This is a genomic window from Candidatus Hydrogenedentota bacterium (genome assembly GCA_012523015.1).
Taxonomy (GTDB): Bacteria; Hydrogenedentota; Hydrogenedentia; order Hydrogenedentales; family CAITNO01; genus JAAYBJ01.
Map to the genome: position 1 here is coordinate 1 of JAAYJI010000254.1, position 11,443 is coordinate 11,443.

Here is an 11,443-nt window from a genome sequence, read left to right on the forward strand (position 1 = left end):
ACAGGGATAGGTCTGTCCTTTCCTGGAGAAATCACCTCAATGAGGTGATGTGAAAGACCTGATACGAGCGAATTTGGAGCAATTTACTCAAATTTGCTCGCTTTTAGCAATTATCGAGGAAAGAACCACTTTTGATCAGCGGTTCCCTAGCAATCTGTCCAACATTCTAGCAGACTGCCGACTTTCGAAAACTAAAAGATCAACCATATCTTGTCCTTTCGACACAGTGAGTCTAGAATAAGCTGTACTGAAGGGCAAAACACGAATCCCCATTTGAATCTGACTGACAATTTGGCCAAGTGATTGACAAAGAATCGGCTGTGATTTATATTATTAACTAAGCTAGTCACTAGCTTAGCTAATGAGTTGAAGAGGAGTCATCATTTTGTCACATCGTTATCACTACATGAATAGTTTTCAGAGCACCAAGCGAGCCATCTTGGAGATGCTAAAACATACAACGTTCGAGGACAACAAACTCCCCGCGGAAACTGAACTGGCTAAACGCATGCGTGTGAGCGTTGTGACGCTGCGCCAGGCGCTTACTGCCTTGGAAGCAGAAGGATATATTACGAAAAAGCAAGGTATCGGCAGCTTTGTGCATACGCACGCACTCGATCCTTACCTTCGGTGCGACATGGGCGACAACATGATCGACCTTGTACGCTCAATAGGCGGAACAGTATCAGTTAAGGTAAAACCCATGCACTTATCGCAGGGGGACGAAAGACTATTACAGGAACTGAAGCTGGCACGGGATGAACAGTTTGTTGTCCTGGAAGTTTATTATTACAGCGACGATCAACCCTATGTAATTGCAAAGAACTATGTACCTGAGAAATATTTCTTGAAGCCCTTCACACAAGATGATCTTCCCACCTCCATTGACAGATTGATCTGGGAGTATTGCGAACGCATCCTGGCTTACGAATTGACCACTTGGATACCCCGCCTGATGCCGAAAGATTTGGCTGAGGTTTTTGAAGTAGACGAGGGCAGCCCTTTGCTACTATGGCATCAAACAGTTTACGATACTGCGGAAACAGCCATTTGTGGCACGGAGGCGTTTTTCAACCCCGAATTTGGCAACCCTCGTATCCTGCGCAAATGGACGTCAACCCCTGAATTATAAAAAAAGATTTTGCAATGGAAGGAAACTATGTTAACTGCTGAAAAGAACATGACGGTTGAAACACTCAAACAGCAAATGCAGGCTGCAACTGGACAAATTGAGGCGGACTTGATTATCCGTGGCGCGCACGTACTTGATGTTTATACGGAAACCTTGTTCCAAGCGGACATTCTCATCAAAGACGGAAAAATCGTTAATGTAGATCCGGGGTTTGCTCCAAGAGCCAAGCAAGTATTTGACGCGAAAGGCCTGTATGCTGTTCCCGCTTTCATCGAACCCTCCATGCATATCGATTGTTCTCTCGTTATGCCCGATGCGTTGGCTGAAGGGTTCGTTCCTTGGGGAACTACCACTGTCGTAGCCGAGGTGAATGATTTGGCGGGCTATTTTGGTGAAAGCCAAAACAAGGCAGTGGAAGCCGTAAAAGCGTACTTCAAAGATGCACAAAATTTGCCCTATCGCCTCCTGGGGTTAGCCCCAGGCAAGTGTGTCCCCATTGAGGTAACCATGGAATTACTCGAATGGGGTGAAATGTTTGGCCAAGGCGAAAGTTTTGGTTTCACTACGCTTGGGCTGCATGAGGACACCCTTAAAAAGGCGATCAACATCAAACGGAATAACCTGTTTCTAAATGGGCACGTGGATCCGTTCGCCAATAAAGACCAGATCGGAGTGTTCAGCATCGCAGGGTCCGTGAATGATCATGAAGCTTGGAGCTACGATGCACTATTTCAGCGGCAACGCAGAGGCGTTTGCACCCAGCTGTTGTTCAGCCAAGGTGTGGACCAAATTGATTATATGATCACGGAAGCGCTCATCAACCATAAACTGCCCGCGGAAAACTTATTGTTCAGCGCAGATAATGGTTACATCGACGACATGGTGAACACCGGGATTTTATCTTACCTGGTTCAGCGTAGCATTCAACTGGGCGTACCGCCCATCACTGCAATTAAACTGGCTTCTTTTTACACAGCCCGTAATTTAGGATTGGATCAGGTGCTTGGCTCCCTCGCGCCCGGTCGCTATGCGGACATTCTGTTACTTCCCAGCCTGGAGCAGATCAAACCCGTCATCGTATTTAAAGAGGGTGAACGGGTAGCAGAAAACGGTGTTCTCATAAAAAAAGTTGACATCGATTACAGCAGCCTGCGTATTGAGACGGAACCCTATCTGGAAAAGCTTACGCTGGAAGATATTACAGCCATGTATCAAGCGCAGGGAAGCAACATCCGCGTATCGGCCGTTACGCAAAGCGCACCGCAGTACTCCGGTAGGAGCAACGCCCAATTCCCGGACGGTAGCTTTCGCGCTGACTATACGATACCGGTGATCAATGGTCATATTCCTTCCTGCCTTGACCAGGATATTCTAAAATTGGTGTTCGTAAAAAAAATGCCAGGTGAAGGAAAAGGTTTCAAGGTATTCGGTGACTTTGTCAAGGGTTTTGGTTTGAAAAAAGGCGCCATTGCCATGAACAACAACATGGGCGGTGTGGGCGTGCTGGCTCTCGGTGTGAATGAAGAAGACATTCTCAGCGCAGTACGGGAAGTTAACCGGCATCCGGGCGCCCTGGTTATTGCAGCCAAGGACGAATCCACCCAGGTATTTGAACTGCCTATCGCGGGAATGAACAGCGATTTGGGTGGTGTACAAGCAGCTTCCATACTAAACCGGATGACAAATACTCTTGTCCAATGGGGATGTGTGATTCAACGGGAGCTGTATTTACGCTTTTGGTGCCTCGGTGCCGCAATGGATAAAAACTAGGCTTGTGGGGGAGGAACGAAATGATAGAGACAACCGTGGTGGGCATCAGCTTCAGCCCTCGCAGCGAATCGACGGAATACACGGTTAAGCGGGCACTAGCAGCCGCGCAGAGAGTTCCCGATACGACGGTAAAGTTTGTATCCACCAAGGGTAAAAAAATTGGCCACTGTATTGATTGCGGTGCATGCTTGCGAAACAACAGCCATTGTGTTTTGCAAGACGATTTTTTGGAGATTTTGGAGGTTTACACCAGTGGCGACGGCATAGTCGTGGGTTCTCCGGTGTATGGCATGAATGGCTCGCCTACCATGTATTGCTTTCATTCCCGGTTACGGAGTTACTTTTCGAAGCCTGGGAAGGCGGACGAATTTTATTATAAAGTCGGCGGCGCAATCGCAGTGGGAGGCAGCCGCCATGGCGGACAGGAGATGGTACTGTTGGCCATCCGTAATTATTACTTGGCAGCCAGCATGATGGTGGTGGGTGGTCCGCTTCACAACTACAGCGGCGCTGCGGTTTGGTCGGATGACGGCGGCGCGATTGGCGCCGAACAAGACACCATCGGCATGGAAAAAGCAGAAAAGCTCGGCTACAGCGTCGCTGTGGCTGCGAAAATTTCCAGAATTGGCAAGGATGCGTTCTTGACAGACGGGACGGCTCTTTCTATCTGAGACTCATTTGGAAACAGATTAAGAATAATCGAACCGATTAAGGGAGGATCACCATGAAGAAACTGATTGCTCTCACACTCATTCTGGCGCTGTGCCTTGTATGTGTTGCTTGCAGCAAGGAACCGCAACCCGGAGAACCGGACGACACGGCTAATCCAACGGATCCGGTCACGTCGAGTGAACCTGAATCCCCTGAGACTGAAATGGCGGTGGCGCTACTTCTAATGGGCTCCATCAATGATCAGGGCTGGAATGCACAAGCTTACAATGGCTTGCAGGAAGTGGAAAAAGTGCTGGGCGCCAAGGTAAGCTACAGTGAAACGGTAGCCCAGTCGGACATTGAAGAGGTTATGCGCCAGTATGTTCAGGACGGTTACAATGTAATTATTGGCCACGGATTTGAGTTTAGCGACACCTTCGCCAGGGTAGCTCCCGAATTCCCGGATGCAAAGTTCATTGTAACAAGCTCTAACATCGCTCAGGCACCCAACTTGGGTTCTTTGTCAACGTCCAATACGGAAATCGGCTTTTTACAAGGTGTTGCCGCGGCAGCCTTCTCAGAAAGCGGTATCATCGGAGCGGTATCCAGCATGGAAATCCCCCCAGTGGTACAGATTATGAACGGACTGAAGGCAGGCGCCGCTCACGTTAATCCTGACGCAGAGGTGCGCGTGGCTATGGCAGGCTCTTATGATGATGCGGGGAAAGGGAAAGAAATTGCCCTATCATTGATCAATGAAGGCGCGGATATCATCGTGGGCGACTCCAACCAAATGAGCTTTGGTACCCTGGAGGCATGTAAAGAGCGGGGCGTTTTGTTTATGGGTTCGGTCGGTGATTTTAGCTCCATTGAACCTGACGTGGTGGTAACGAGTGGTCTGATCGACTTCTCGCTTGCTATGGTGCGCACGCTTGAGAAAATAAAAGACGGAACCTGGGAACCGGTAAGCTACGACTACGGTGTGCGCGACGGAGTGGCATATCTTACGCCTTATGGCAATTTCGAAGACAGGCTTACCGAAGAACAAAAGCGTATTGTTGAAGATGCGATTAAGATGATGGAGTCACCGGATTTTAACATCAATGATTATGTGGAGCCTGCGTTTTAGGCAAAGGTTGCTACAACATTGAAGGGAAGGAAATTTGTACTATAAAAGTGATGAAGGGATTTACACAGGTGAGCGCTGACGCGTTCTCTCCTGCGGCTTGATGGGCTTCGGAAAAGTCATGGGCAACGTGGTCAACAACATTTTATCCGACGACCTGCAAGACAAGGCGTTAAGTGCTACAGATTGTGGTCATCGAGAAGGTACTCGAGAGCATTCATTCGGGTGTGCTTCATAAGAACGCATCGGTTGGGATATTGAAATTATATGGGCGCGCGCCAATCATGGCGCGTGCCGGCCATGAAAAAGGTTGACTCAACATGCATATTTTTGAACCATTTAAAGTAAAAAATCTGGATCTGAAAAATCGGATCGTATTGCCACCCATGTGCTTGTACACAGCTGGCAAAGACGGTCTTGTCAATGATAGACATTTTGTTCACTATACGTCCCGCGCCATTGGTGGCACCGCGCTTATTATCATGGAGGCGACAGGTGTACTGCCCAACGGGCGCATCAGCGACCATTGCCTGGGCATCTGGGAGGATGGCCAAGTGGAGGGTTTGCAACGCGTGGTGCGTTCGTGTCGCAGTGAAGGAGCTTCCGTGGCTTTACAGTTGAACCATGCCGGTCGAAAGTGTACCGCTGAGCCACAGAACCAACGCTATATCGTTTCACCAAGCGCTATCGCTTTTGATGAAACATACCGCACCCCACGGTAGATCACCCGTGAAGAAATGGAGCAAGTAAAACAGGCCTTTTGTAATGCGGCAAAACGTGCAGACGCCGCCGGTTTTGATGCCATTGAGATTCATGCGGCGCACGGTTACCTCATTAGTAGCTTCCTTTCACCTGTGACCAACAAGCGTACTGATGAGTACGGCGGTAGCCTCCATAACCGCTCTCGATACCTTATGGAATTGCTCGAGGTTGTTCGTGCCGTATGGCCTCAGAACAAGGCATTGTTGCTGCGTTTGTCCGCAACCGATTACCTGCCCGGAGGAATTGACATTCACGAAACAATTGAAGTAGTGAACAAGGCAAAAGACTTCATTGATATTGCGCACATCAGCTCAGGCGGCATCGCACAGGCGCCTATCAAGGTCTTCCCGGGATACCAGATTCCCTTTGCCCAGGCCGTGAAGGAAAGCTGCGGCATTCCCGTTATTGCGGTTGGGCATATTCGCACGAAAGAAATGGTGGAAGAAATTCTGGCCAATGGCAGAGCAGATCTTGTGGCTCTGGGAAAAGAGCAGTTCCGAAACCCGAACTGGGTAATTCATACAGCATGGCAGATGGATCAACCCTATGAGTGGCCGGACATCTATCATGAGGCCTATGGCAGAAAATATTAGCTTGTACGGTGTGGGTAACCCGGATAGAGGGTCAGGATGAGGCAAAAACTCCAAGGTGGCATGATTCGAAATATTCTCATGTCGGTTTATTTCCCGACAGTAGCTGTTACGCTTGCATTGACCATATGCGCTGTATTCATCGCGTTGCTTGGATTTGACTGGCGTTTGGCTTACCTGAGCCTGCTGGAAGGTTCGTTTGGAAATACGAACGCCCTGTCGGAAACATTCATCAAGGCCACACCACTGATCTTTACCGGGCTTTCTTTTGCAATTGCACGGCGTTGCGGTTTGGTGAACCTGGGAGCCGAGGGTCAATTATTCATAGGAGGACTTTTTTCAACCTTTGTGGGAGTTTCTTTTAATGAACTTCCACCGTTAATTCACCTGCCCCTTGCCTTGCTCGCCGGTGCCGTGGGCGGAGGATTATGGGGATTGCTTACCGCTTCTCTCAAGAACCGCTTTGGCGCAAGTGAATTGATCACTTGCATCATGCTAAACTATGTCGCCACCTACCTGGTGGCCTTTTTTGTCACGGGACCGCTGAAGGAAGCGGGCAGCGCGTTCCCACAATCTGCAATGGTGGCTGAATCAGCAAGGCTCCCCCGAATAATCGAAGGCACTCGTTTGCATGCGGGAATTATCCTGGCACTCTTGTGTGTTTTGTTTTACTACATGTTTCTATGGCGAACGGCCAGAGGATATGAAATACGACTGGTGGGACACAACTCCGATGCGGCGCAGTATGCCGGCATGAAAGTTAAGAAGAACGCCCTGCTTTCCATGACCATCGCAGGTGCTTTTGCGGGACTGGCAGGCAGCTGTGAGATATTGGGAATTCAATTGCGCCTGTTCCAGAACTTCTCGCAAAACTATGGGTTTGATGGTGTTTCCGTAGCCCTACTTGGTAACAATACCCCGACAGGTATTCTATTCTCGGGCATTTTGTTTGGTGCAATTAAAAGCGGTACCAACAAAATGCAGATGGCCGCGCATGTGCCCTCCGCTATGGTACAGATTATTCAGGCGTTGATTATTTTACTTGTAGTGGGTCGGGAAATGTTTAATGTTTTCAAAAGAAAAATGAAAATTCAGAAACCTTGTCCGTGAAAGCAGAGGGATCAAGCTCATGAGTATCATGGGAGAAATCATTAACTTTTTATCATCCGATTTGCGGACGGCAACCCCCATCATGATTTGCGGGCTGGGGCTAGTGTTCAGCGCACGCAGCGGCGTTGTTAACATTGGCGCTGAAGGCATGATGCTGACCGGGGCCTTGATGGGAGTTGTCGGCTCCTACTTCTTCGGCAATGTCTGGATGGGAGTGCTTACAGCGATGGTGAGTGCCCTGCTGATGGCACTAGTATTCGCATATTTTACCATACACGTCAAAGCGGATCAGACGGTGGTCGGCATTGCCATCAATACCTTGGGCCTAGGAATTACGACCACCCTGTCTCGTGTGATTTTTGGTCTGAACACCGCACGACCCAAAATCGATTCTTTTGGCTTGTTGAAAGTGCCCCTTCTCTCCAAAATTCCTATCCTGGGGTCGGTCTTGTTCAACCAGACTTTGCCTGTATATCTCATTCTATTGTTTGTGCCGGTTGCAAACTTCGTAATGTTCAAGACAAATCTGGGGCTGAAAATACGTAGTGTCGGCGAAAACCCAAAAGCCTGTGATACGGTAGGAATCAACGTTTTACGCGTTCGCTACGGAGCCATCCTCTTTAGCGGCTTGATGGCAGGGTTCGCAGGCGCCTTTGTGTCTCTCGGAAATCTAAGCTTCTTCGCGGAAAACATGGTTGCAGGGCGGGGCTTCATGGCAGTAGCTGCCGTAGTTTTCGGCAACTACAGCCCTGTTGGCGTCATGCTCGCTTCACTTGTGTTCGGCGCAGGGGAGGCTGTGATGTTCCGCTTGCAGGCCGCGGGGACAAACATTCCGCACAACCTGCTTTTGATGGTACCCTACATACTCACCGTATTAGTTCTATGCGGTGCCGTAGGAAAAAACCGTTCGGAGGGGCCGGCAGCAACTGGACAACCCTACAGTAAGGAATAGGGAGGGTTGCATTATGGCTTATCTTGAAATGAAAAATATCTGCAAATGTTTTCCTGGGGTTGTGGCCAATCAGGATGTGTGCTTCACAGTGGAACAGGGGGAAATACACGCTCTTTTGGGTGAAAACGGTGCTGGAAAAAGCACGCTGATGAATATTTTATTCGGCTTGTATCAGCAGGATGAAGGCGAGGTATTTATTGAGGGACGCAAAGTCAATATCAGAAGTCCCAAGGAAGCCATCGACCTCGGCATAGGTATGGTACACCAGCATTTCATGCTCGTTCGTGCGCATACAGTGATTGAAAATGTGATACTGGGCATGAAGCAGAACAAGCACCTTTTGGACCTGAACAAGGCGGCCAAGCATGTGCAAGCCCTGGCAAGCAAGTATAAGATTTCCATTGATCCATTTGCAAAGGTATGGCAATTAAGTGTGGGTGAACAGCAGCGGTTGGAGATAGTCAAGGCGCTGTATCGCGGCGCGGGATTGTTGATTTTGGATGAACCTACCGCAGTGCTGGCACCACAAGAAGCGCAGGAACTGTTCGACACGATTCGCCAACTCTCAAACGAGGGACACACCGTTATTTTTATTACCCATAAGCTCGATGAGGTATTACAGATTTGTGATCGCTGTACGGTGCTTCGCAACGGTTGCCTCGAAGCCGTTATGCGCGTGGACGAAATCATCGATAAGCAACAGCTATGCAACTTGATGGTAGGAAAGAATGTGGAACTCACAACCCACAAGGGGCTAGTTGAACCCGGTGAAATAGTGCTGCATGTAGAGAAGCTGAATGCCAGCAATGACAAAGGTTTACCCGCGCTTAAGGATGTATCTTTTCGCATACGCGAGGGAGAAATTTTGGGCGTTGCAGGTGTGGATGGCAACGGACAGAGTGAATTGGTGGAATGCTTGACAGGGTTGCGGAAAGCGTCTTCAGGAGAAATATTCATCAACGGAGCGAAAACAACCGGCATGGACACGCGGCAGATTCTGGAGCTCAATGTCTCTCATATACCGGAAGATCGCCATAAACGTGGTATGGTGGCTGACATGTCCATCAGAGAAAATCTTATTATGATGACATATTATCAGGATCCTTACTGCAAAAAAGGATTTTTAAATTGGAAACACATCAACGCACATTCGCATGAACTGTGCGAGCAATTTGACGTACGTACTCCCTCAATCGAAGAAACAGCAGGAAAGCTCTCTGGCGGTAATCAACAAAAATTCGTGGTGGCCCGGGAATTGGATCGTTCGCCAAAACTCTTAGTGGCAATGCACCCGGGCCGGGGACTTGATATTGGAGCTACCAAATACATTCAAACGCGAATTTTGGAAGAACGTGACAAAGGAACGGCCACCCTCCTTGTCTCCACTGAATTGGACGAAGTGATGGAGTTATCTGATCGTATCATGGTGATGTATGAAGGGCAAATCATGGCGATTTTCTCTCAACAGGAAGCTGACCGTGAAAGAATAGGAATGCTTATGGCTGGAGTGAAAGAATAACGGCAGTCAAGCTGATCCGTATTGGTTTTGATATTCTTTTCTCAAGTATTATTCTACCCGTTAGAATCGTTCTTACATAGGGTCTGCTGAACGGATCTTAAAGGCCTGCGGGGCAGTCATTTCGGGCTGATTCATGGTAGAATAAGTGCATGGGAAACAGGCTGAATGCAGCCAAAACCCTTGCACTTACGAAAGCTGGGAATTGAATGTATACACATAACGAGCGACAAATTGTGCTGAGCGATGATCATCCTGAGTTATTTGGCAATCTTCCCTTGGTGTTAATTCCACCTCTCCTTGTCCCACTGCTGACGTAGTTGCCTGTCCGGAGATTGCCGGGTATGCTTGTCCATAATCCTTAGGTTGTTTAGGAAATTTAGAGAAAGACGAAGGCCCCGGCAAAAATTGTTCCATGAATAACCGGGGCCCTCTTATAAAAAGCATGGTCATCATATCACGTTACCGGCTCGAAGCGCAAGCACACGAGTCGCCTAGCAAATAATGCCGCCGAAACGAATATCGTCGCCTCGTAAATAAATCCCGTTAAAATCCTCCTATAGACCAAGGAGGTAGAAAGCATGGATTTAACAATGGCAACGAAACGTCAAATCATCGAAAGACAAAAAAACAAGTACCGTCGCGCGACCAAGAAAGAAAAGAGCCGGATATTGAATGCCCTGGTCATGACCACGGGGCTCACCAAAGATCACGTAAGCCGCGTACTGCGTGACCAGTATCAGTACGGGAAAGGCTCGGTGAAGCCGGGTAGAGGAAGAAAGCCAGTCTACGGTATGGCTCATAAGGAACTTTTGCTTGAAGCATGGGTTTTACTCGGATGTCCTTGTTCCAGAAGACTCGAAGAAGCCATGCCGGATGTCATCGACAATCTGGAGCGTCACAAGTACTGGAAACTGGAGTCGTCATTCAAGCAAGAGTTGCTACGGATGTCACACGGAACCATGGATCGGCTTTTGAGCATCAATCGTAAGCGGCTAAGACCCTTCGGGCGTTCAACCACCAAACCGGGCACTCTTTTAAAGAGCCAGATCCCAATCCGACGAGGAACTGACTGGGATGAAACCGCTCCAGGGTTCTTTGAGATCGACCTGGTCGCCCACTGTGGAGGCAACACCAAGGGCGAATTCGCTTTCACCCTCAATGCGACCGACATCAAAACAGGATGGGATGAGTGCCGGGCCGTCCGAAATAAAGCGCGGGTACACACCTTGGAAGCCATGAAGAAGATCGAGCAAAGGCTACCCTTTCCGCTTCGAGGAGTTGACAGCGACAATGGATCCGAATTTATCAACGATCATTTCTTTAAATACTGTAAAGACAACGATGTCTGCTTCACCCGATCCCGGCCCAACCATTCCAATGACGGCTGTTATGTTGAGCAAAAAAACTGGTCTGTCGTAAGACGCCACATCGGATATGAGCGCTTTGAAGGGCAAGAGGCGGTGGATACCCTCAACCAGTATTATGAGCTCTTGTCCGTCCTCAACAACTTCTTTTTGCCTTCACAAAAACTCATCAAGAGATACCGAGACGGCAGCAAAGTGGTTCGTAAGCACGACATTGCTGTCACACCCTACCGCCGTCTCTTGATCGAAGACACCTTGTGCCCCCAACAGAAAGAGGAATTGCACGAGTTCTTTGAATCGCTTGATCTCATCTCCATCCGAAAAGAAATGGGTAAGCTCCTTGCGCAAATCCAATCCCTAAGTCTAGGATATTAGAAAGTGAGAGGTTTTTGAAGACTCTATTCAACGGCATTTATTTGTTGGGCGTCGATACATCCTACAACGGCATTTATTTATTGGGCGATACG

Annotated in this window: 8 protein-coding genes and 1 pseudogene; all 9 read left to right on the forward strand. The window is 48.7% G+C overall.

Translation table 11 applies throughout. The features are described from left to right. Positions 1-385 precede the first annotated feature (385 nt). The 9 genes and pseudogenes from GX117_11115 (at position 386) to GX117_11155 (ending at position 11,351) form a co-directional block, all read left to right on the forward strand. Positions 386-1,132: a GntR family transcriptional regulator gene (locus tag GX117_11115; GenBank protein NLO33886.1), complete on the forward strand. Its 747-nt coding sequence runs from the start codon at positions 386-388 to the stop codon at positions 1,130-1,132. 27 nt (positions 1,133-1,159) lie between these two features. Beyond that, positions 1,160-2,902 (forward strand): adenine deaminase, encoded by a 1,743-nt coding sequence (locus GX117_11120; GenBank protein ID NLO33887.1) that lies wholly within the window; start codon positions 1,160-1,162, stop codon positions 2,900-2,902. Positions 2,903-2,922: 20 nt separating this feature from the next. After that, on the forward strand, positions 2,923-3,573 hold the full coding sequence (locus GX117_11125; GenBank protein ID NLO33888.1) for a flavodoxin family protein: 651 nt from the start codon (positions 2,923-2,925) through the stop codon (positions 3,571-3,573). Positions 3,574-3,626: 53 nt separating this feature from the next. Beyond that, on the forward strand, positions 3,627-4,682 hold the full coding sequence (locus tag GX117_11130; GenBank protein NLO33889.1) for a BMP family ABC transporter substrate-binding protein: 1,056 nt from the start codon (positions 3,627-3,629) through the stop codon (positions 4,680-4,682). Between the two features lie 317 nt (positions 4,683-4,999). Further along, positions 5,000-6,034 (forward strand): annotated as a pseudogene (locus GX117_11135) (NADH:flavin oxidoreductase/NADH oxidase). A 78-nt stretch (positions 6,035-6,112) separates the two neighbouring features. After that, entirely contained in the window at positions 6,113-7,141 is a 1,029-nt protein-coding gene (locus GX117_11140) for an ABC transporter permease (protein NLO33890.1), read from the forward strand. A 19-nt stretch (positions 7,142-7,160) separates the two neighbouring features. After that, positions 7,161-8,093, forward strand: a complete 933-nt coding sequence (locus GX117_11145) for an ABC transporter permease (protein ID NLO33891.1) — start codon at positions 7,161-7,163, stop codon at positions 8,091-8,093. Positions 8,094-8,106: 13 nt separating this feature from the next. Further along, positions 8,107-9,612 carry an ABC transporter ATP-binding protein gene (locus tag GX117_11150; GenBank protein NLO33892.1) on the forward strand — a complete coding sequence of 502 codons (1,506 nt, stop codon included), beginning with the start codon at positions 8,107-8,109 and terminating at the stop codon, positions 9,610-9,612. Between the two features lie 578 nt (positions 9,613-10,190). Then, positions 10,191-11,351 (forward strand): transposase family protein, encoded by a 1,161-nt coding sequence (locus GX117_11155; protein ID NLO33893.1) that lies wholly within the window; start codon positions 10,191-10,193, stop codon positions 11,349-11,351. Positions 11,352-11,443 lie beyond the last annotated feature (92 nt).

Coding starts and splice junctions, on each gene's coding strand:
- GX117_11140 (NLO33890.1), top strand. CDS start 6,113: ATGTCGGTTTATTTCCCGACAGTAGCTGTTACGCTTGCATTGACCATA.
- GX117_11120 (NLO33887.1), top strand. CDS start 1,160: ATGTTAACTGCTGAAAAGAACATGACGGTTGAAACACTCAAACAGCAA.
- GX117_11155 (NLO33893.1), top strand. CDS start 10,191: ATGGATTTAACAATGGCAACGAAACGTCAAATCATCGAAAGACAAAAA.
- GX117_11150 (NLO33892.1), top strand. CDS start 8,107: ATGGCTTATCTTGAAATGAAAAATATCTGCAAATGTTTTCCTGGGGTT.
- GX117_11145 (NLO33891.1), top strand. CDS start 7,161: ATGAGTATCATGGGAGAAATCATTAACTTTTTATCATCCGATTTGCGG.
- GX117_11130 (NLO33889.1), top strand. CDS start 3,627: ATGAAGAAACTGATTGCTCTCACACTCATTCTGGCGCTGTGCCTTGTA.
- GX117_11125 (NLO33888.1), top strand. CDS start 2,923: ATGATAGAGACAACCGTGGTGGGCATCAGCTTCAGCCCTCGCAGCGAA.